Origin of the sequence: Pseudomonas sp. IT-P12, assembly GCF_949767465.1 — a bacterium.
In the GTDB taxonomy this organism is placed as follows: Bacteria; Pseudomonadota; Gammaproteobacteria; order Pseudomonadales; family Pseudomonadaceae; genus Aquipseudomonas.
Genome location: NZ_CATKPY010000021.1, coordinates 770,169 through 791,364, shown reverse-complemented (window position 1 = coordinate 791,364; position 21,196 = coordinate 770,169). Strand labels below are relative to the sequence as shown.

18 protein-coding genes are annotated in these 21,196 nt (G+C 61.1%); 8 read left to right on the top strand and 10 right to left on the bottom strand.

The features are described from left to right. Nucleotides 1–42 precede the first annotated feature (42 nt). The 3 genes from ACM6IM_RS12610 to ACM6IM_RS12600 are packed head-to-tail and all read left to right on the top strand — an operon-like array spanning nucleotide 43 to nucleotide 1,976. Nucleotides 43–1,251 carry an MFS transporter gene (locus ACM6IM_RS12610; RefSeq protein ID WP_414865295.1) on the top strand — a complete coding sequence of 403 codons (1,209 nt, stop codon included), beginning with the start codon at nucleotides 43–45 and terminating at the stop codon, nucleotides 1,249–1,251. Then, nucleotides 1,248–1,370: a hypothetical protein gene (locus ACM6IM_RS12605; RefSeq protein WP_263864709.1), complete on the top strand. Its 123-nt coding sequence runs from the start codon at nucleotides 1,248–1,250 to the stop codon at nucleotides 1,368–1,370. Before ACM6IM_RS12610 ends, ACM6IM_RS12605 begins: the two co-directional genes overlap by 4 nt. A 54-nt stretch (nucleotides 1,371–1,424) precedes the next feature. Next, nucleotides 1,425–1,976 (top strand): glutathione peroxidase, encoded by a 552-nt coding sequence (locus ACM6IM_RS12600; protein ID WP_414865294.1) that lies wholly within the window; start codon nucleotides 1,425–1,427, stop codon nucleotides 1,974–1,976. Nucleotides 1,977–2,065: 89 nt separating this feature from the next. On the opposite strand, the gene ACM6IM_RS12595 is transcribed toward ACM6IM_RS12600, so the two are convergent. The 3 genes from ACM6IM_RS12595 to ACM6IM_RS12585 form a co-directional block, all read right to left on the bottom strand. Beyond that, nucleotides 2,066–3,337, bottom strand: coding sequence for an OmpP1/FadL family transporter (locus ACM6IM_RS12595; RefSeq protein ID WP_192302034.1), 1,272 nt, complete (start codon nucleotides 3,335–3,337; stop codon nucleotides 2,066–2,068). Between the two features lie 146 nt (nucleotides 3,338–3,483). After that, entirely contained in the window at nucleotides 3,484–3,966 is a 483-nt protein-coding gene (locus tag ACM6IM_RS12590) for a hypothetical protein (protein WP_192302033.1), read from the bottom strand. 279 nt (nucleotides 3,967–4,245) lie between these two features. After that, on the bottom strand, nucleotides 4,246–4,470 hold the full coding sequence (locus tag ACM6IM_RS12585; RefSeq protein WP_008031832.1) for a hypothetical protein: 225 nt from the start codon (nucleotides 4,468–4,470) through the stop codon (nucleotides 4,246–4,248). Nucleotides 4,471–5,454: 984 nt separating this feature from the next. On the opposite strand from ACM6IM_RS12585, the gene ACM6IM_RS12580 reads away from it, so the two are divergent. After that, a complete protein-coding gene (locus tag ACM6IM_RS12580) occupies nucleotides 5,455–5,778 on the top strand; it encodes a sel1 repeat family protein (protein WP_192302032.1) in 324 nt (107 codons plus the stop codon). Nucleotides 5,779–5,953: 175 nt separating this feature from the next. After that, a complete protein-coding gene (gene rmuC, locus ACM6IM_RS12575) occupies nucleotides 5,954–7,318 on the top strand; it encodes a DNA recombination protein RmuC (protein ID WP_192302828.1) in 1,365 nt (454 codons plus the stop codon). Between the two features lie 126 nt (nucleotides 7,319–7,444). Here the strand turns inward: rmuC and ACM6IM_RS12570 are convergent, their stop codons facing one another. Together ACM6IM_RS12570 and ACM6IM_RS12565 are read right to left on the bottom strand one after the other, a co-directional pair. Then, nucleotides 7,445–10,915 (bottom strand): NahK/ErcS family hybrid sensor histidine kinase/response regulator, encoded by a 3,471-nt coding sequence (locus ACM6IM_RS12570; RefSeq protein WP_414865293.1) that lies wholly within the window; start codon nucleotides 10,913–10,915, stop codon nucleotides 7,445–7,447. 228 nt (nucleotides 10,916–11,143) lie between these two features. Then, a complete protein-coding gene (locus ACM6IM_RS12565; RefSeq protein WP_192302030.1) occupies nucleotides 11,144–11,683 on the bottom strand; it encodes a TetR/AcrR family transcriptional regulator in 540 nt (179 codons plus the stop codon). A 91-nt stretch (nucleotides 11,684–11,774) separates the two neighbouring features. Between ACM6IM_RS12565 and ACM6IM_RS12560 the strand changes: the two genes are divergently transcribed. The 3 genes from ACM6IM_RS12560 (at nucleotide 11,775) to ACM6IM_RS12550 (ending at nucleotide 16,212) form a co-directional block, all read left to right on the top strand. Next, nucleotides 11,775–12,971 (top strand): MFS transporter, encoded by a 1,197-nt coding sequence (locus ACM6IM_RS12560; RefSeq protein WP_414865292.1) that lies wholly within the window; start codon nucleotides 11,775–11,777, stop codon nucleotides 12,969–12,971. A 117-nt stretch (nucleotides 12,972–13,088) separates the two neighbouring features. Beyond that, nucleotides 13,089–14,240 (top strand): TDT family transporter, encoded by a 1,152-nt coding sequence (locus ACM6IM_RS12555; RefSeq protein ID WP_414865291.1) that lies wholly within the window; start codon nucleotides 13,089–13,091, stop codon nucleotides 14,238–14,240. 97 nt (nucleotides 14,241–14,337) lie between these two features. Then, a complete protein-coding gene (locus ACM6IM_RS12550; RefSeq protein ID WP_414865290.1) occupies nucleotides 14,338–16,212 on the top strand; it encodes an MFS transporter in 1,875 nt (624 codons plus the stop codon). A 20-nt stretch (nucleotides 16,213–16,232) separates the two neighbouring features. Here ACM6IM_RS12550 and ACM6IM_RS12545 read toward each other — a convergent pair whose 3' ends face one another. The 5 genes from ACM6IM_RS12545 to ACM6IM_RS12525 form a co-directional block, all read right to left on the bottom strand. After that, nucleotides 16,233–17,159 (bottom strand): GGDEF domain-containing protein, encoded by a 927-nt coding sequence (locus ACM6IM_RS12545; RefSeq protein ID WP_201189620.1) that lies wholly within the window; start codon nucleotides 17,157–17,159, stop codon nucleotides 16,233–16,235. A 361-nt stretch (nucleotides 17,160–17,520) separates the two neighbouring features. Then, a complete protein-coding gene (locus tag ACM6IM_RS12540) occupies nucleotides 17,521–18,261 on the bottom strand; it encodes a YciK family oxidoreductase (protein ID WP_192302025.1) in 741 nt (246 codons plus the stop codon). A gap of 152 nt (nucleotides 18,262–18,413) precedes the next feature. After that, nucleotides 18,414–19,085: an N-acetylmuramic acid 6-phosphate phosphatase MupP gene (mupP, locus tag ACM6IM_RS12535; RefSeq protein WP_192302024.1), complete on the bottom strand. Its 672-nt coding sequence runs from the start codon at nucleotides 19,083–19,085 to the stop codon at nucleotides 18,414–18,416. Nucleotides 19,086–19,089: 4 nt separating this feature from the next. Next, complete coding sequence (gene ubiG, locus ACM6IM_RS12530) at nucleotides 19,090–19,788, bottom strand: bifunctional 2-polyprenyl-6-hydroxyphenol methylase/3-demethylubiquinol 3-O-methyltransferase UbiG (RefSeq protein WP_414865289.1); 699 nt, start codon at nucleotides 19,786–19,788, stop codon at nucleotides 19,090–19,092. 72 nt (nucleotides 19,789–19,860) lie between these two features. Next, nucleotides 19,861–21,195: a TRZ/ATZ family hydrolase gene (locus ACM6IM_RS12525; RefSeq protein WP_414865288.1), complete on the bottom strand. Its 1,335-nt coding sequence runs from the start codon at nucleotides 21,193–21,195 to the stop codon at nucleotides 19,861–19,863. Between the last annotated feature and the right edge of the window lies 1 nt (nucleotide 21,196).

Sequence of the window (21,196 nt, the reverse complement as noted above, 5' to 3'; positions counted from 1 at the left end):
CAAACTTAAGCGGGTATATACCCGCGACCGGAGAATAAGAAAATGACATCGATGTGGCGTACGTGCGGTTGGGTCCTGTTGGGGAGTGCGCTCATTCTTGCGTTGTCCCTGGGGGTGCGGCATGGCTTCGGGCTGTTCCTGGCGCCGATGAGTGCCGAGTTCGGCTGGGGACGTGAAACCTTTGCCTTTGCCATCGCGTTGCAGAACCTGATCTGGGGCCTGGCCCAACCGTTCACCGGTGCCCTGGCCGATCGCTTCGGCGCGGCGAAGGTGGTGCTGATCGGTGGTGTGCTCTATGCAGCGGGTCTGGTGTTGATGGGCCTGTCGGACTCTGCCCTGACCTTGTCGTTGAGTGCCGGCCTGCTGATCGGTATCGGCCTGTCGGGCACCTCGTTCTCGGTCATCCTCGGCGTGGTCGGGCGCGCCGTGCCGCCGGAGAAGCGCAGCATGGGCATGGGGATCGCCAGCGCAGCCGGGTCCTTTGGCCAGTTCGCCATGTTGCCCGGCACGCTGGGTCTGATCGGCTGGCTGGGCTGGTCGGCGGCCTTGCTGGTGCTGGGCCTGCTGGTGGCGTTGATCGTGCCCCTGGTGAGCATGCTCAAGGACAAGCCATTGCCCGTGGTCGGCCACGAGCAGACGCTGTCCGAGGCGCTGCGCGAAGCCTGTTCCCACTCGGGGTTCTGGTTGCTGGCGTTCGGCTTTTTTGTCTGCGGTTTCCAGGTGGTGTTCATTGGTGTGCACCTGCCGGCCTACCTGGTGGACCAGCACCTGCCCGCCACGGTGGGAACCACGGTGCTGGCGCTGATCGGCCTGTTCAACATCTTTGGCACCTATACCGCAGGCTGGCTCGGTGGGCGCATGTCCAAACCGCGCTTGCTCACCGGCCTGTATCTGTTGCGGGCCGTGGTCATCGTGCTGTTCCTCTGGGCACCGGTGACAACGACCACTGCGTATCTGTTTGGCATGGCGATGGGCTTCCTGTGGCTGTCGACGGTGCCGTTGACCAACGGCACCGTGGCGACCTTGTTCGGTGTACGAAACCTGTCCATGCTTGGCGGCATCGTTTTCCTGTTCCACCAGTTGGGCTCGTTTCTCGGCGGCTGGTTGGGCGGGGTGGTGTATGACCGGACCGGGAGCTATGACTTGATCTGGCAGGTAGCGATTCTCTTGAGCCTGATGGCCGCCGCCCTGAACTGGCCGGTGCGTGAACGGCCCGTGGCGCGTTTGCAAACGCAGATGAGCGCGACATGAACAGCCTCTGGCCGCGGGTCGCCCTGGCGGCGACGGGCATCCTGCTGCTGGCCCTGGTGTGGTGGGGCTGGCACCAGGGCGGGCTGGCGTTGATGCAATTGGGAATGGGCGCTTGCTAGCACGAGGCGAGGGCGAGTAAGTTCATGGCAGAGACTTTTCAAGGAAACCTGGACATGCTGATGCGTTGGCTTGCCGTTCCGGCGTTACTCGTTGCGTTTACCGGGCTGGCGCATGCCGCCGAGTGTCCGGAGCTGTTGCAGGGCTCGCTGCCCAAGCTGCGCGCCAAGGAATCCATCGACCTGTGCCAGCGCTTCGCCGGCAAACCGCTGGTGGTGGTCAATACCGCCAGTTTTTGTGGTTTCGCTCCGCAGTTCAAGGGGCTCGAGGCACTGAGCCAGCACTACAAGGGTCAGGGGCTGGAAGTGATCGGGGTGCCATCCAATGACTTCAAGCAAGAGTCCAAGGATGGCGAAGAGACCGCCAAGGTGTGCTACGTGAACTACGGCGTGACCTTCACCATGACCGAGCCGCAGAAGGTTCGCGGTGACGATGCGACCCATTTGTTCCAGGTGCTGGCGGCGCAGAGTTCGGCGCCGAAGTGGAATTTCTACAAATACGTCGTCGACCGCAAAGGCAAGGTCATCGCCAATTTTTCCAGCCTGACCAAACCCGACGATCCCGAATTCATCGGCGCCGTGGAAAAAGCCCTGGCGTCGCAACCCTGATCGACGGCCACTAAAAAGCCCCGCCTCTGTGCCAGAGAGCGGGGCTTTTTTGCTTCAGGTGGCGAGTGGCTCAGGCTCGCCCGGCATCATCAGAAGCGATAGGTCGCGCCGACACCAAAACCGTTCGCCGAGTTTTCATACTTGGCGCTGTAAGCCTGGCGGCCGTTGCTGTTGTTGACCTTGACGGACTCTTCCCACAGGTAGGAGTAGGCCACATCGATGGTCAGGTCATCGGTCGGGCTCCAGCCGGCGCCCAGGCTGAAAATCTTGCGATCGCCAGTCGGGATGCGTGGGGAGCGGTTTTCGTTGTTGGTCGGTGCCTGGTCAACCGAGAAGCCGGTACGCAGCACCCACTCCTTGTTCACCTTGTAGGACGCACCGATGGCGTGCGCCCAGGTGTCGTGCCAGTTCTGTTCTTCGGTGATGGTGCCCAGGCCACGAGCCGCCAGCGCCGCAGGAACGCCGCTGTTTTCAACGGTGATTTCCTTCAGGCGGCTCCAACGAGTCCAGGTGCTGCCGGCGTACAAGGTCCACTGGTCATCGAGCTTGTGAGTCACCGAGAAATCCACGGACTCAGGCGTCGTCAGGTCCAGCGAAGCGTCAAACTTCTGGTTTGGGTTCTGACCCAGGGCAGCCAGCACGCCATAGTTGACCTTGGTGTCACCGTCGAGCTTGTATTTCACTTTCGAGTGGTAGGTCAGGCCGAGGCTGGTGCTGTCGGTGGCTTGCACCAGCACGCCGAAGTTGTAACCCAGTGCGGTGTCGTCGCCCTTGATCTTGACTTGACCATCGGGAGCAGCAGGGTTGAGCGACAGGTTCGATTCGAGCTTGCCGTCAATACGGTTGATGGTCGGGCCGAAACCGATCGACACCACATCGTTGAAGGCGTAGCTGATGGTTGGCTGGACGGTTACGATCTTGACTTCGCTTTTGCTGCCGAAGTAACGGCCGGAAAAGCTGTTTTCGTAGTCGGTCACCAGGCCGAATGGCGCGTAGACGCCCAGGCCGAACGCCCAGTGGTCATCGATTGGCTTGACGTAGTAGCCCATCGGTACGCCCATGAACGGCACCATGTCACCTTTGTTGGTGCCACCGCTTGGGCGGGAGCTGACGTCGCTGATGTCGGTGTGTGCGTCGATGAATGCAACGCCGCCGGTGACTTGTTCACGCTTGATGCGCGACATGCCGGCAGGGTTGCCAAATACGGTGGATGCGTCGTCGGCAGCTGAAGATCGCCCGGCAAAACCTGTGCCCATCCCACTGATGCTTTGTTCGTTGAGGGCAAAGCCACTCGCAAAGATCTGGGTGGATGCCAGGGTAACGGCGAGGCTAAGGGTGGTTTTGAGCATTACTTTTTTCATTATTAGAACTCCTGGTGATCACCGGGGCGGAAATTACCAACATTTTCGTCCCAGCGCTATAGGCTGTATCGCTTGAGTTAGAGCGGTTTTGTAGGACAATCCAACCAGATTCGCGACATGTTGCGCGATCTTTCCGGGCGGGCGGATCAGCAGGCGACCTGATTCAGCGGTGAAACACAGGTTTGCCAGGCGTAGGTGAAGTCTCTGAGGCGTCCTTGCGGCTGAAAGGTCTGGCGCCAGATGCGCGCCATGCCCAGCAGGTCATTGGCTTCGGGGAGCGGAGTGTTCTGTTCTTCCACCAGCAGCCAGGCGATGGCTGTGGCGTAACGCAGGTTGACGGTGAGTTCGAGGTGAGGGCCACTGAGAAAAGCGTGCTGGCTGGCCAGGCCACGGACCAGGCTGGCGCGTTCCGGATCCAGCGCCAGGTAATGGTCCCAGAGTGCCTGGTGGCGGGGTTCGGCGATTCGATACAAGCCATGGCCACGGCGGTCATGCAGGGCGGAACCCAGGGCTGACTGGCTGGCGGCGATGCCCAGCAGCAGGGATTCGGCCGTTGCGCTATGGCGCCCAAGGTAGATCAAGGTCGGACGGATGACATAACGGCACAGTTCGCTGGCAGCGATACCCATAACACCCTCGGAACATTGAAGTGGTCGGCGAGTCCTGAGAGGGAGCGTTGGCAGCGGTGGATCGAGACTCAGGCTCGCCGGAAGCGGATCAAGCCGCTTGACTTGAAGTCTAGTGTCATATTCGTGCTGTAAAGGACTGTTTTTAAAATATTTCTGATCGGCAGTTATAATCGTTATATCGATCGGTGCTTAGGCCCGGAGCGCTGAAAGTGAAACTTCAGGCAATAAAAAGCCCCGCTGTCAAAGCGGGGCTTTTGGGTTTTCAGCCTTGCTGGCGTGTCAGGCAACCAGTGCCTGGCGGGTACGCTCGATCACGGCCTGCAGCGGCTCTGCGCTGGAGTATTGATCGGGGTACAGGCGTTCGCTGTGACGAGCGATGCCGTGTTCGTTGACCAGAGTGAAGCTGAAGCAGCCTTTGCGAGCGGCCATGATCAGGCAGTTCATTGGTGCAAAAGCGTTGGTTAGGGTGCGAATGGCATCCTGGGTATGGATTTGAGTAGTCATTAAAGGTGTTCCTGCAAGCGACACGGATAGGAACCGTGCAAAATTAAAACGTTCCAGTAACGACGACCACCATTGGTCGAACGAAGAACCCGACTGGAACAAAGCAGCCAGTTTGAAGCGCTGAATTAATTGGCGCGCTTGGGCTGGCAGGTAGGTACTTAGGAGGGCAGGCAACACATCAAGGGCAAAGGTTCTGGGCCCGGGGTGAAGATCCTGATCAATTTGCAGGTTGGTTCGGTCAGAGTAAGTGAGCTTCGCAACACCCTTTGCATTCGATTCAAAGGCCGTGTTGACGCAAGATTTACCTGGAAACCATCGAGGTGGTCGATCCCGCTTGTTCGGTTCGGGCTTTCCGTAAGAAGGCACACCGGGAGGATTTGTTCGACCAGAATTGACTTTCAGCTTGGTACTAACGCCGCGGATAGTAACGGATTGAATGGCAAAAGGAAAGCGTGCGCGTCAAATAAGCGCTCAATACGCCTCGTGCACACCCGGCAGAGCGGCGCTTCAGCACTTCATTCGCCCCGAAATGGCACAAATTCCGACGATCGGTGAGTGACGTTCGTCGGCTGGAAGTCAGCGGCCATCAGGGATCGCTTGGGGTTATCCCCAGATTGGGTAACAAAATGCGCCGAAAAAGCGCATCGATATAACCGACCTGGAGGTACTTGTGCACATTAGTTGCGCAAGCTGTAACCTCGTTGTCATACAGCTTGCAAGCACAATGGCTGCCTGCAAGCAAAATTTAAGTCAATGAAAAACATCGCTTTTTTTTACTGGTGAAAAAATCGTCAGTTTGTCTGCGAGCCCCATTCCACAGGGCTTTGCGCGAGTTCCGGGGCGGTTGTCCACTGAGTTATCCACAGCTTCTGTGGATTGTCCCGAGCGCTTGCTCTAGGACGGGGGTGCCGGGAATTTTTAGACTTTACCTGTAAGAAAAAGAGAGTAGAGTGGCGCGCCTTCCGATTTGCCCCACAGTGCTTTATGAAGTTTCGCTCAGTATCAGTTTCTGTCACCGCTCAACCCACTGGTGTTACCCCACCCAAGCGCATTTCGATGCGTGTGGCCGAGTGGCTGCTCGACAGCCCGCGCCTGGGGGAGAACAGCAACGTCAAACACCTCGCCGGACGTTTGCTCAAGCAACCGGCTCGCGAAGGCATCGTGGCCGCGCAGAGCCGTCTCGGCCAGCTGATGTGCCGCGAATGTGGCAATGCCCGGGACCGGCGCATCGGCCAGGACCTCCTGCGCCAGGCTGCAAGGGCCGGGGATCTGCGCGCGCAGAGAGAACTCGGACTGATCGAAGACTGAGCTGTCCAAGACCTGACGCCTTGGTTAACCTTCAGGTTTTATCGAATGGGCAGGAATGGCGATGGCGATGGACTTGACCAGCATGTTGCTTGGTCTGGCAGGGGCTGCACTGCCGTTGTTGGCGCTGGCCTGGCAATTACAGCGTCGGGCGAGCCACTCACAGTCGGACGTCGCACTGCTCGAAGAGCGCCTGGCCATGGCCCAAATGGCCCAGGACGGGCTGACCGCCCAGCTTGAGGCCAGTCGCGACGAAATCGCCGATCTGGGCCAGGCCAACGCCGCCAAACAGGCCGACCTGGCCGCGCTGCGTCGTGAGGTCGAGCTGTTGCAGATCGAGCGTGACGACGCCCGCGACGCTTCCCATGCCTGGAACATCGAGCGCGCCGGCAAAGAGGCAGAGCTGCGTCGTCTGGATGCCCAGGCCGCCTCCCTGAATGCCGAATTGCGCGAACAGCAGGAAAGCCATCAGCAGCGTCTCGCAGACCTGCAGGGCTCGAGGGACGAGTTGCGTGCCCAGTTCGCCGAGCTGGCCGGCAAGATCTTCGATGAGCGCGAACAGCGTTTTGCCGAATCCAGTCAGCAACGTCTGGGGCAATTGCTCGACCCGTTGAAGGAACGCATCCAGTCCTTTGAGAAGCGCGTGGAGGAAAGCTATCAGGCCGAAGCCCGCGAGCGCTTTTCCCTGGCCAAGGAACTGGAGCGCCTGCAACAGCTGAACCTGCGCCTGAGCGACGAAGCCACCAACCTGACCCGTGCTCTGAAAGGCCAGAAAACCCAGGGCAACTGGGGTGAGCTGATCCTGGAGCGCGTGCTTGAACACGCCGGCCTGGAGAAGGGCCGGGAATACCAGACCCAGGTCAATCTCAAAGGTCCGGATGGCGAGCGCTTCCAGCCGGACGTCATCATTTATCTGCCGGGCGACAAGCAGGTGGTGGTCGACTCAAAGGTCAGCCTGACGGCCTATCAGCAATTCGTGGCGGCTGAAGACGATGGCATCGCGCAAATTGCCATCAAGCAGCACGTGCTGTCGCTGCGCAGCCACGTCAAGGGCCTGGCCGGCAAGGATTACAAGCGTCTGGACGGTCTGCACAGCCTGGATTTCGTCTTGTTGTTCGTGCCCATCGAAGCGGCATTTTCCGCCGCCCTGCAAGCGGAACCGAGCCTGTTCCAGGAAGCCTTCGACCGCAATATCGTGATTGTCAGCCCGACCACGCTGCTGGCCACCCTGCGGGTCATCGACAGCCTGTGGAAGCAGGAGCGCCAGAGTCAGAATGCCCGGGAGATCGCCGAGCGCGCAGGGTGGCTGTACGACAAGTTCGTGTTGTTCATCCAGGATCTGGATGAGGTCGGCAATCGCTTGCAGCAACTGGACAAGGCCTACAGCTCGGCGCGCAACAAGCTGACAGAAGGCCGCGGCAACCTGGTCAGCCGCAGCGAGCAGCTCAAGTTGCTGGGCGCGCGGGCCAGCAAAAGCCTGCCGGCCGACCTGCTGGAGCGGGCAATGACCGATGTGGACGGGTTGGCGGAGTTGCCGGAGTAGCCGATAGCCAAAAAAGCTGCATCGTCACGCCTTCGCGAGCAGGCTCATTCCCACGGGTCACGCCTGTGGGCGCGAGCCTGACCGCGAAGGCGCCCGTCCAGCCGCTACAGGCTCAAACCATCCACCTCACAACGGCAGATGCCGGCTCAACAACGCACGCAGCGCCGCCGGTTTCACCGGTTTGGCCAGGTAATCCAGGCCCGCCGCATGAACCTGGGCGACCGTCTCCGGGTGGCCGTCGGCGCTGATCACGACACCGGGCACCGGTTCACCCAGACGGGTACGCAGCCAGCCCATCAACTCGGTTCCGGTCTCGCCATCGTCCAGGTGGTAATCCACCAGTGCCAGTTGCGGGCGTACGCCACTGCTCAGCAGCGCTGCGCATTCGTCGCGGTTGCGGGCGGTCCAGACCTGACAGCCCCAGCGGGTCAGCAAGCTGTTCATGCCGATCAGGATGCTGTCTTCGTTGTCGACGCACAGCACCTGCGCACCGCCGAGGAGTTTGCCGTTGAGCTCGGTGGCATTGACGGGGGTGGCGACGGGCGCCTTGGTCAACGGCACGCTGACGCTGAACACACTGCCGCGTCCCGGCCAGGAGCGCACTTGCAGTGTGTGGCCCAGCACGCGGCACAGCCCATCGGCAATCGCCAGGCCCAACCCCAGGCCTTTTTCTGCGCGGGTCTGGTGGCTGTCGAGGCGCTTGAATTCTTCGAAGATCACTTTCAGTTTGTCTTGGGCAATCCCCGGGCCCCGATCCCAGACCTCCAGGCACAGCTCGCCCTGACGGCGACGAACCCCCAGCAGTACCGGGCCCCTGGCATAACGGAAGGCATTGGTGAGGAAGTTCTGCAGGATCCGGCGCAGCAGTTTGATGTCGCTGTCGACCCGCAGGTGGCTGCCGCGTACCCGGAACTTGAGTCCTTGCTCGCGCGCCAGTGCCTTGAATTCCGCGCCGAGGATGTCGAACAGCTCATTGAGCGCGAACGGTTTGATATCCGGGTTGATCTTGCCGTTTTCGAGGCGGGAAATGTCCAGCAGGTCGCTGATCAGGTCTTCGGCTGAACGCAGTGACGAATCCAGGTGTTGCACCAGTTTCTGCGCGTCACTGGACAAGCCGTCTTCCTGGTGCGACAGGGCGGCGGAAAACAGTCGCGCGGCGTTCAGCGGTTGCATCAGGTCATGGCTGACCGCTGCCAGGAAGCGGGTCTTCGACTGGTTGGCCGACTCGGCGGTGCCCTTGGCTTCGGTCAGCGCCACGTTGAGTTGCGACAGCTCGTGGGTGCGCTCCGTCACCCGGCGCTCCAGGCCTTCGTTGGCTTCGGTCAGCGCCTGTTCGGCTTCGCGGAACGCGGTGATGTCGGTGAAACTCATGACAAAACCGCCGCCGGGCATCGGGTTGCCGATCAGCTCGATCACCCGGCCGTTGGGGAACAGTCGTTCGGAGGTGTGGGCGCGGCCCTGGCGCATCCAGTGCAAGCGGCGTGCGACGTGCACTTCCGCCTCGCCGGGGCCGCACAGGCCGCGCTCGGCGTTGTAGCGGATGATGTCGGCAATCGGTCGACCGACGCTGATCAGGCCGTCCGGGTAGTTGAACAGTTCCAGGTAACGCCGGTTCCACGCCACCAGGCGCAGGGACTGGTCAACCACACTGATGCCTTGGGTGATGTTCTCGATGGCACCCTGCAACAGGGCGCGATTGAATTGCAGGACTTCCGAGGCTTCGTCGGCGATTCGCACGACATCCTCAAGCTGCATTTCCCGACCTTCGATGGCGGCCTTGACCACCGCGCGCGTCGATGAGGCGCCGAGCACGCCGGCCAGCAGGCGTTCGGTGTGGGCGATCCATTCGCCGTCGGCGTTCTGGTTCGGGTTGAAGCCTTTGCCCTGGCGATAGGCGAAACGGATAAAACTCTGGCGGGCGCGTTCTTCGCCGACAAAGCGTGCCGCCAGTTGCAGCAGGTCATCGATTTGCACAGCCAGCATCGAACGGGCGCTGGGGCGGGCGCTGATCTCCTGACCGATGAAGCGGCCCGCCTGCCAATGTTCCGAGACGCGGGTGCGCGAGAGCACGGACACCCAGGCAAACAGGGTGAAGTTGCCGGCCAGTGACAGCACCACGCCTTGGGTCAGTGGCGTGATCGGCAGGTTCAGCGGGTTACTGTGCAGCCAGGCCAGGCCCGGGAAACTGCTCAACGACAAGCCGAGGCTGTGGGCGGCAATCGGCAGAATCAGCGTGTAGAACCACAGGAAGGTGCCGGCGGCGAGGCCAGCGAACACACCACGGCGATTGGCCTGTTTCCAGTACAGCGCGCCGAGCATGGCGGGCGCCAGTTGGGTCACGGCGGCGAAGGCGATCTGGCCAATGGTCGCCAGGCTCGCGGTAGAACCCAGCAGGCGGTAGCTGACGTAGGCCAGCAGCAGAATCACCACAATGCTGACCCGGCGCACCGACAGCATCCACTGGCGGAACACTTCGAACGGTCGCTCGGCGTTGTTGCGGCGCAGCAACCACGGCAACAGCATGTCGTTGGACACCATGGTCGACAACGCCACACTGGCGACGATCACCATGCCGGTCGCTGCCGAGGCCCCACCGATAAAGGCCAGCATGGCCAACGCGGGATGGGCCTGGGCCAATGGCAGGCTGATGACGAACGAATCCGGTATCACCGAGCTGGGCAGCAGCATCTGACCGGCCAGGGCAATCGGCACGACAAACAGCGCCGCCAGCGCCAGGTAGGCCGGGAACACCCATTTGGCCAGGCGCAAATCCTGCGGATCGATGTTTTCCACTACGGTGACGTGGAACTGCCGCGGCAGGCAGATGATCGCCATCATCGCCACGCCGGTCTGCACCACCATCGACGGCCAGTTGATGGTTTCCTTCCAGTATTCCTTCAGGCGCGGTGCGAGCATGGCCTGATCGAACAGGTCTTCGAAACCGTCGTACAGCCCGTAGGTCACGAATGCACCGACCGCGAGAAAGGCGAACAGCTTGACCAGCGACTCGAACGCAATCGCCAGCACCATGCCGCGGTGGTGCTCCGTGGCGTCGAGGTTGCGGGTACCGAACACAATGGTGAACAGCGCCAGCACCAGGGAAACGATCAGCGCGGTGTCCTGTGCCCGGGTGCCCATGGCGTCGGCACCGGCGCCGATCAACAGGTTCACGCCCAGCACGATGCCCTTGAGCTGCAAGGCGATGTAGGGCAGTACGCCCACCAGGCAGATCAGGGCAACGACAATCGCCAGGGATTGGGATTTGCCATAGCGGGCGGCAATGAAGTCAGCGATCGACGTGATGTTTTCCTGTTTGCTGATCATCACCATTTTTTGCAGGACCCAGGGCGCGCAGACCAGCAGCAGGATCGGCCCGAGGTAGATCGGCAGGAACGACCAGAGTTGTTCGGCGGCCTGGCCGACGGCGCCGAAGAACGTCCAGCTGGTGCAATAGACCGCCAGCGACAGGCTGTACACCCAGGCGCGCACGCGTGGAGGCAGCGGGGTACTGCGACGGTCACCGTAAAAGGCGATGGCGAACATGATGGCCATATAGGCCAGGGCGACGGCGGCGATCAACCCGCTGGACAACGACATGGAGACTCCAGACAAAAGACACCCGGGACGCGCGCCCGGACAGACAGTCTCGCACGACCGTCTGCGTTAGTCAGTGTCGACCAAGGTCGTGGCGTGGCGGGGTGTCGCATGGGGTGTCAGGCGGATACGCAGGTGAGTGATGCGCAGCGCGAGCAGGCTCGCTCCCACTGGGTTGTGGTGAACAGGGGAGCGACGGTGCGGCGATCCGAGGGGCTCGCGAAGCGGGCCTCACTGATCCAACGCCATCCCGACCAGCCGGTGCAATTCCTCAACCTCAAGCGGCGCTGTGGAAAACAGGATGCGGAACACGGAGGGGGCGACCAGCAGATTGATCAACCGATCCACGCCTGGTTTCGGCTGATCGGGATAGCGGTCCAGTATCGCCTGCAACTGTCCGGCGATGATGGTCGCGCAACAGCCAGGCGTCGGGCTCGCTTGTACATCGCGCAGCATGTTGCGACCGGGTTCCGAGCTCATTTCATCCAGGTACTGCTCCGCCCACGCCTGCACGTCACCGCGCAAGGTGCCGGTGTTGACCGGTTCGCTGTCGGGCTGCATGCGCGCCAATGCGACGTCCGCCAGCAGTGCCGACACATCGCCCCAGCGTCGGTAAATGGTCGACGGCGTGACGCCGGCACGCGCAGCGATCTGCGGGACGGTGACGCTCGATCGGTCGTGTTCGGCCAGCAGCGCGCGAACCGCCGAATGGATCGACTCCTGGACCCGGGCACTGCGGCCGCCCGGGCGTAAACCTTCTTTAATAGCCATGGATCGGACCTTAACACAAAGAATTTGCTTTAAGCGCCAGCGAGTAGCACACTCCGCAAAAGCAAAAAATTAGCTTTTGCGGAGTGTGCACATGCCGAATTCATTTTCCAAACGGTCAAGCCTGGGCTTCCTGGCGATCACTTTACTCAGTTTTCTCGCGGCTTCCACGGCGCCGACGCCCTTGTACCACTTGTACCAGGAGCATTTGCAATTCTCCGCAGCGACCCTGACCCTGATTTTCGGCGTGTACGCGATCAGCTTGTTGGTGGCCTTGCTGACGGTAGGTTCGCTCTCGGATTACCTGGGGCGCAAACCGGTGATTTTTACTTCGGTGTTGCTCAACATGCTGGCCATGCTGTTGTTCATCAATGCCGACAGCGTGGCGTGGTTGATCGCGGCCCGCGTGCTCCAGGGCTTCGCCACCGGGATGGCCACGGCATCACTGGGCGCTGCGTTGCTCGACACCGATCGCCAGCAGGGACCCTTGGTCAACAGCGTCGCGCCGTTGCTTGGCATGGCGGTCGGGGCCATGGGGTGCGGCTTGCTGGCCGAGTTTGCGCCGCTGCCGTTGCAACTGACGTTCTGGGTCCTGCTCGTGCTGTTCGCCTGGCAGGCGTTGTACGTCTGGCGCTTGCCGGAAAGTGTCAGCCGACAACCCGGAGCGCTGGCGTCGCTGCTGCCGACGCTGCACGTGCCTGTCCAGGCGCGCCGCACCTTGTACCTGGTGTTGCCGATCAATACCGCCGCCTGGGCACTGGGTGGATTCTTCGCGTCCCTTGCACCCTCGCTGGTTCGAACTGCCACCGGCTCCACCTCCAACCTGATTGGCGGTGCGACCGTGGCCGTATTGACCGTGACGGGCGCGGTGATGATCTACACCTTGCGCAATCGTCCCGCCGACAAGGTCTTGCGGTTGGGCGCGAGCGTTTTGCCCGTGGGCGTGGCGGCGATTCTGCTGGCTGTACACAGCGCCAGCCTGTCGCTGTTCTTCATCGGGACGCTGATCGCCGGATGTGGCTTTGGCGCGAGTTTTCTCGGTACGCTGCGCACGGTTGTGCCGCTGGCCTTGCCTCACGAACGAGCGGGTCTGATGTCGGCCTATTACGTGCTGAGCTACCTGGCGTTCTGTCTACCGTCGCTGCTGGCGGGGAGTCTGACGCGCACCTTTGGCCTGGTCACGACCACCGACGGTTACGGCGCGGTGCTGATCCTTCTGGCGGCCTGTGCGTTGCTGGCGTTGTTGCGTCAGCGGCCTGCCCAGGTGTGTAGCACTGCCGGGCGTCCCTGAAGAACGCCGTCTCCTGTCATTTATAAAATCGATAATCGTTAGAGAAATTACCCGTTATATAGATATTCGATCCGGGTCTAACATGGGTTCCACCTCAAATGAGGACAGGAGTTCGCCATGCCATGCCCCAATACCGCCCTCTGCGGCATCAAACCGTTCAGTCATTTGCAGCACCCGCGTGATGTGATTCGCCATTTCACACCGAACTGGTTCGCCGCGACCATGGGCACCGGGGTCCTGGCCTTGGCGCTGGCGCAACTGCCGTTCGCGGTGCCTGGCTTGCATGCGCTTGCTGAAGCGCTCTGGTTGTTGAACATCGTTCTGTTCGCGCTGTTCACCGTACTCTACGCCGCACGATGGCTGCTGTTTTTCGACGAGGCACGGCGGATTTTCGCTCACTCCACGGTCTCGATGTTCTTCGGCACCATTCCCATGGGCCTGGCGACCATCATCAACGGTTGCCTGGTATTCGGATTGCCCCGTTGGGGCGACGGCCTGATTGAAATCGCCGGGCTGCTGTGGTGGCTGGATGTGGCAATGTCCGTGGCCTGCGGCGTGTTGATTCCCTACATGATGTTCACTCGCCAGGAACACAGCATTGACCAGATGACCGCTGTCTGGCTGTTGCCGGTGGTGGCCGCCGAAGTCGCGGCTGCCAGTGGTGGCCTGTTGGCGCCGCACCTGGCCGATGCCCATGCGCAATGGGTGGTACTGGTGACCAGCTATGTGCTTTGGGCGTTTTCCTTGCCGGTCGCCCTGAGCATCCTGACGATCCTGTTGCTGCGCATGGCCCTGCACAAACTGCCCCACGAAAGCATGGCTGCGTCGAGCTGGCTGGCGCTTGGCCCGATCGGCACCGGGGCGTTGGGCATGCTGTTGCTGGGCAACGATGCGCCGGCCATCTTCGCGGCCAATGGTTTGCCGGGCATCGGCGAGATCGCTGCCGGGCTGGGGCTGGTGGCGGGGATTACGCTGTGGGGCTTCGGATTGTGGTGGATGCTGATTGCCTTCCTGATCACCTGCCGTTACCTGAGCGTCGGCATTCCGTTCAACCTGGGCTGGTGGGGGTTTACCTTTCCGTTGGGCGTCTATTCTCTGGCAACGTTGAAACTGGCCAGCCAGTTGGGCCTGTTGTTTTTCAGTGTCTTTGGTTGCGCGCTGGTGGCCTTGCTGGCAGTGATGTGGCTGATCGTCGCCAAACGTACCGCACAGGGTGCCTGGCGGGGCGAGTTGTTTGTCTCGCCGTGCATAGCAGGATTAGAGAAATAACCGGTCAGGATTCGGTAAGGTGTGGCCTGGGTCGACATTCGACACTCCAATAATAGAATTCAGGCCACTCGTTACCTAAACCAGGGAAACACGGAAGATGAGTCACCCCTCACAGTTCACCTTGCTTCGCACCCGGCGCTTCCTGCCGTTTTTTCTGACCCAGTCCCTCGGGGCGTTCAACGACAACGTGTTCAAGCAGTCGTTGATCCTCGCCATTTTGTACAAGTTGACGATCGAGGGTGATCGTTCGATCTGGGTCAACCTGTGCGCGCTGCTGTTTATCCTGCCGTTCTTCCTGTTCTCGGCGCTGGCCGGGCAGTTTGGCGAGAAATTCGCCAAGGATGCGCTGATTCGCCTGATCAAACTGGGCGAAATCGCAATCATGGTGGTGGGGGCGGTGGGCTTCGTCTTCGATCATCTTTCGCTGATGCTGGTGGCGTTATTCGCCATGGGCACTCATTCGGCGCTGTTCGGGCCAGTGAAATACTCGATCCTGCCCCAGGCGCTGCACGAGGAGGAACTGGTCGGCGGCAACGGCCTGGTGGAAATGGGCACCTTCCTGGCGATCCTGGCCGGGACCATCGGGGCCGGGATCATGATGTCGTCCGCGAACTACGCGCCCATCGTATCCACGGCGATCATCGGCATAGCCGTGCTCGGTTATCTGGCCAGCCGCAGCATTCCGAGGGCGGCGGCCTCGTCACCGCAAATGCGCCTGAACTGGAACATCTTCAGCCAATCCTGGGCCACCTTGAAGCTGGGCCTGGGGCAGACGCCAGCGGTGTCGCGCTCGATTGTCGGCAACTCGTGGTTCTGGTTCGTCGGGGCGATCTACCTCACGCAAATCCCGGCATACGCCAAGGAGTGGATGCACGGCGACGAAACCGTGGTGACGCTGATCCTGACGGTGTTCTCGGTGGGCATCGCCCTGGGGTCGCTGTTGTGCGAGAGACTCTCCGGGCGCAAGGTCGAGATCGGCCTGGTGCCGTTCGGTTCGTTCGGGCTGACCGTGTTCGGGCTCTTGTTGTGGTGGCATTCCGGCGGGATTCCAGAGAGTGCCAACGGCCACGGCTGGGTCGACATCCTCGGCTTCGGTCATACCTGGCTGGTGCTGATCGACATCCTCGGGCTGGGCGTCTTCGGCGGTTTCTACATTGTGCCGCTGTACGCGCTGATCCAGTCGCGAACCCCGGAAAACGAGCGGGCGCGGGTGATTGCCGCCAACAATATTCTCAACGCCTTGTTCATGGTGGTGTCGGCCATTGTCTCGATCGTGTTGCTGAGCCTGGCCAAGTTGTCGATTCCCCATCTGTTCCTGGTGGTGTCGCTGCTGAACATCGGCGTCAACGCCTACATTTTCAGGATCGTTCCCGAATTCACCATGCGCTTCATGATCTGGCTGCTCAGCCATTCCATGTACCGTGTCGAACATCGCAACCTGGACGTGATCCCGGACGAAGGCGCGGCACTGCTGGTGTGCAACCACGTGTCGTTTGTCGATGCACTGTTGATTGGTGGCGCAGTGCGTCGGCCGATTCGCTTCGTGATGTACTACAAGATCTACAACCTGCCGGTGCTGAACTTCATCTTTCGTACCGCCGGGACGATTCCTATCGCCGGGCGCCATGAAGACATCCAGATTTACGAAAAGGCGTTCACGCGAATCGCGCAGTACCTGAAGGAAGGCGAGCTGGTGTGCATTTTCCCCGAAGGAAAATTGACCGCCGATGGCGAGATCAACGAATTCAAGGGTGGGTTGACGCGGATTCTCGAGGAGACGCCGGTGCCGGTGATTCCGCTGGCGCTGCAGGGGCTTTGGGGCAGTTTTTTCAGTCGCGATCCCGCCAAGGGGATCTTCCGCCGCCTGTGGTCACGGGTGACCCTGGTGGCCGGTCCGGCAGTGGCGGTCGAGGCGGCGCAGCCGGACAGCTTGCGCGGGTTGGTCGGTGAACTGCGCGGCGCGGTGCGCTGAAGCTTGATGGCGGCGGGTGCTCAGCCCGCCATCGTCAGCCGATTGCGGCCTTCGCGTTTGGCCACATACAACGCGCTGTCGGCTCGGCGCAGCAGGCTCTCGGCAGATTCACCCGGCAGCAATGTCGAACAGCCGAGGCTGACCGTCAGATCGATCAAATGGCCATCGGCCAGGAAATCCTTGTTCTGCGCGCAAAGCCGCAGCCGCTCACCGACCAGCGCGGCGGCCTCGCGACCGGTGTTGGACAGCAAAATCAGAAACTCTTCGCCGCCGAAGCGGAACACCATGTCGACGTTGCGCAACTGGCTTTTGATCGAAGCGGCAACGGCCCGCAGCACGTCGTCGCCGGCGCTGTGGCCGTGGCTGTCGTTGATCTGCTTGAAATGGTCGATGTCCAGCATCAGCAGCGACAGGGGTTGCAGGTGCCGACGCGACATCTCGATTTCCCGTTGCAGTGTCTGGTCCATGGCAATGCGATTGCCGGTGTCCGTCAGCGGGTCACGCAAGGCACTCTGGGTGGCTGCACGGTAGAGCAGGGCATTGCGCATCGGGTACAGCAGGGCGGACAGCAACGACTCGAGGTGGCCCAGCTCCTGCTCGCTGAAACGCTGATTGCGGCGAAACAGCAGTTCGCCCAGGTGCTCGCCTTCATGGCTGAGGCTGTAGCTGACCGAATGATGACCGCGCAGGCCGAATTCCAGGCGCAATTCGCAGGCCTTGTGTTCATAACTCAAGGCGTCGAGCGGCACGAGCCGATGAATTTCTCGGAAAAAGGTCTCGAGAATGCGTTGGGGCTCGAGACTGGTCTGCAACTGCTGGTTCAGTTGCTGGCGCACTTGCGCAAGGCTGGCCGGTCGCTTCAGAAGCGGCGGTTGTTGAGCAAAGCCCAGGCGTTGCAATTTGGCAGTGTCGAAGTCAATTGCGTTGGTCTGGGAGGGTGATTTCATATGGCGTGCGCCCTTGAGCAGTAAGGCTGTCTTACAAGCTGGGTGAGAGCGGCTTTGGGCTGCGCGTCGTACTGATCCATCAGTCCCGTAGGACATTTCGCGCAAGTTTAGTCTGCTTTGTCGAAGATTAATAACCCATCGACTGGAGCGTCGGCCCGTCCATTTTCACACGGCGTGTCTGAGTCTAATCAGAGCGAAAGCCGTGCCATTAGTTTTATTTTATTAAAATCAGCTGAAAATCAATGGCTTGCACGGCTTGGAGGGTATGTTTGACTCGGCGGCTGACGTTTGTTTGACTCCAATGGCGTCGTTTGCCGAGTGCCGCGACGGGAATTCGCCGCGGCACAAAAGCGACGCACGGTTATTGGGCATTGAACGCCTGGCCGTTGATGCCGGTACTGTCCGGACCCATCAGGTAGAGGTAGACCGGCATGATCTCCTCGGGCGTCGGGTTGTTCAGCGGGTTTTCGCCGGGATACGCCTGGGCGCGCATGCTGGTGCGGGTCGCCCCTGGGTTGATGCTGTTGGAGCGTACCGGGGCCACGGTGTCGACTTCGTCCGCCAGGGTTTGCATCAGCCCTTCGGTGGCGAATTTCGATACGCCGTAGGCGCCCCAGTATGCACGTCCCTTGCGACCGACGCTGCTGGAGGTGAACACCACCGATGCATCCTGCGACAGCTTGAGCAGCGGCAGCAGGGTGCTGGTGAGCATGAACATGGCGTTGACGTTGACGTGCATGACGCGCATGAAGTTCTCGCCGGACAACTGCTCGATCGGCGTACGCGGACCAATGATCGACGCGTTGTGCAACAAACCGTCGAGGTGGCCGAATTCGCTTTCGATCATCGCTGCCAGCTCATCGTATTGATGGGGCTGGGCGGTTTCCAGGTTGAACGGGATCACTGCCGGTTGTGGGTGCCCGGCCGCTTCGATTTCGTCGTAGACCTGCGTCAGGTTGGCTTCGGTCTTGCCCAGCAGCAGGACGGTTGCGCCATGCGCGGCGTAGGTTTTGGCAGCGGCGGCACCAATGCCGCGACCGGCGCCAGTGACCAGAATGACCCGATCCTTGAGCAGTTCGGGGCGGGCGGAATAATCAAACATATGAAACCTCGATAAAAATTCTTCTGGTCAGCGCTATCCCTGTGGGAGCGAGCCTGCTCGCGAAGGGGCGATGTCAGTCAACACTGATATCGCCTGAAGTATTGCCTTCGCGAGCAGGCTCGCCCCCACATGTGTCATTCGACGAATCCCGCTCAGCAGCTGCAAAGCGCGCTGTCGAGCACCTTGCGCAACTCCAGCGGATGATCCACCACCACGTCCGCGCCCCAGTGCCGCGGGTTGTCGTCCGGATGGATATAGCCATAAGTCACGGCGACGGTCTTGGTCCCGGCATCGCGGCCGGACTCGATGTCGCGCAGGTCATCGCCGACAAACAGCACGCTGGCCGGGTCCAGGTCGAGCATCTTGCACGCCAGGATCAGTGGCTCGGGGTCAGGTTTGCTGTTTTTCACGTGGTCCGGGCATATCAATAGTGCCGAGCGTTCGGCCAGCCCCAGTTGCTGCATGATCGGTTCGGCAAACCGCACGGGCTTGTTGGTCACCACGCCCCAGATCAGGTTGGCTTTCTCGATGTCGGCCAGCACTTCGGGCATGCCGTCGAACAGCTTGCTGTGAACCGCGCAACCGACGAGGTAGCGTTCCAGGAATTCCAGTCGCAGTGCTTCGAAGCCTGGCGACTCGGGGTCCATGGAGAACGTCGCCGCGACCATCGCCCGGGCGCCGCCGGAGATCTCGTCGCGGATGTGCTTGTCATTGATGGGCGGCAAGCCGCGATCGGCGCGCATGGCCTGACAGATCGCGATGAAGTCCGGCGCGGTGTCGAGCAGCGTGCCGTCCATGTCGAAAAGGACTGCTCTGATACGCATCGGCTTACTCCTCGCGCAGGGTCTGGATCATGTAGTTGACGTCCACGTCGGGAGCCAGTTTGTAGTGCTTGGTCAGCGGGTTGTAGGTCAGGCCGATGATGTCCTTGACGGTCAGGCCGGCCATGCGGCTCCAGGCACCCAGCTCGGAAGGGCGGATGAATTTCTTGAAGTCGTGGGTGCCACGCGGCAGCAGCTTCATGATGTATTCGGCGCCGACGATGGCGAACAGGTACGCCTTCGGGTTGCGGTTGATGGTCGAGAAGAACACCTGGCCGCCCGGTTTGACCATTTTGAAACAGGCGCGGATCACCGACGAAGGGTCCGGCACGTGCTCGAGCATTTCCAGACATGTCACCACGTCGAACTGCCCGGGCATTTCTTCTGCCAGGGCTTCGGCAGTGATCTGCCTGTATTCGACGTTCACGCCGGATTCCAGTTGATGCAACTGGGCAACGGCCAGCGGCGCCTCGCCCATGTCGATGCCGGTCACGGTTGCGCCACGCTGCGCCATGGCCTCGCTGAGGATGCCGCCACCGCAGCCGACGTCGAGCACCTTTTTGCCGGCCAGATTGACCCGCTCGTCGATCCAGTTGACCCGCAGCGGGTTGATGTCGTGCAGCGGTTTGAACTCGCTTTCGCGGTCCCACCAGCGATGGGCCAGGGCTTCGAATTTGGCGATTTCGGCGTAGTCGACGTTACTCATGGTTCATCCTCTAAAACTTGAAAAATCCTGTTGCCCCGGCGTCTGGCGCCACGGGCCTTGTCATTCGGCTGCTTACGATTCGGTGTGGCCGCCTATGCGCTGGCCCCAGGCCTTGGCCGTCGCGCTCAGCTGTTCTTCATCCAGACGCGTCAGGCGGCGATCCTCCAGCAATTGCCGGCCGGCCACCCAAAGGTGTTTCACGCAGTCGCGACCGGTGGCATATATAAGCTGCGAAACCGGATCGTAGACCGGTTGCTGCGCCAGGCCGGACAGGTCGAATGCGACCATGTCCGCCACCTTGCCGATTTCCAGCGAGCCCACATCGGCTTCGATTCCCAGCGCCCGGGCGCCGTTCAATGTGGCCATGCGCAGGGCACGATGGGCGTCCAGCGCGGTGGCCGAGCCGGCGACGGCCTTGGCGAGCAGGGCGGCGGTACGGGTTTCGCCGAGCAGGTCGAGGTCGTTATTGCTGGCCGCACCGTCAGTGCCGACCGCCACGTTGACGCCGGCCTGCCACAGCCGCTCTACCGGGCAAAAACCACTGGCCAGCTTCAGGTTCGATTCCGGGCAATGAATCACAGAGGTGTTGCTTTCTACCAGCATCGCCAGGTCTTCATCGCTGATCTGAGTCATGTGAACCGCCTGAAAACGCGGTCCCAGCAATCCCAGGCGCGCCAGTCGGGCCAGTGGCCGTTCACCTCGCTGCTCCAGGGCTTGCTGCACTTCGAATGCAGTTTCGTGAACGTGCATGTGAATCGACGCGTCCAGCTCTTCGGCGATCACGCGGATTTTTTCCAGGTTTTCGTCGCCCACGGTATAGGGTGCGTGAGGACCGAAAGTGATTTTGATGCGTTCATGGTGCTTGAGATCGTTGAACAGCTCGACGCCCTGACGAATGGCTTCATCGGCGTTACCGGCGCCCGGAATCGGGAAATCGAGGATCGGAATCGCAATCTGCGCGCGAATGCCGCTGTTGTGCACGCGTTCGCTGGCAACCTTCGGGAAGAAATACATGTCAGAGAAGCAGGTGATGCCGCCTTTGATCTGTTCGGCGATGGCAAGGTCGGTGCCATCGCGTACAAAGGCCTCATCGACCCATTTGGCTTCGGCTGGCCAGATGTGGTTTTCCAGCCAGGTCATCAGCGGCAGGTCATCGGCCAGGCCTCGGAACAGCGTCATCGCCGCGTGCCCATGGGCATTGATCAGGCCGGGGCTGAGCAGCATGTCCGGCAGTTCGCGCACTTCCTTCGCTGCAAGCTTCAATGCGGCGGCACGCGGGCCGATGAACACGATGCGCCCGTCGCGGATGCCCAGGCCATGCTCCTTGAGGACGACGCCAGCGGGTTCGACGGGTACCAGCCAGGTCGGCAGCAATAACAGGTCGAGCGCAGCGGCAGTGTTCGGCATC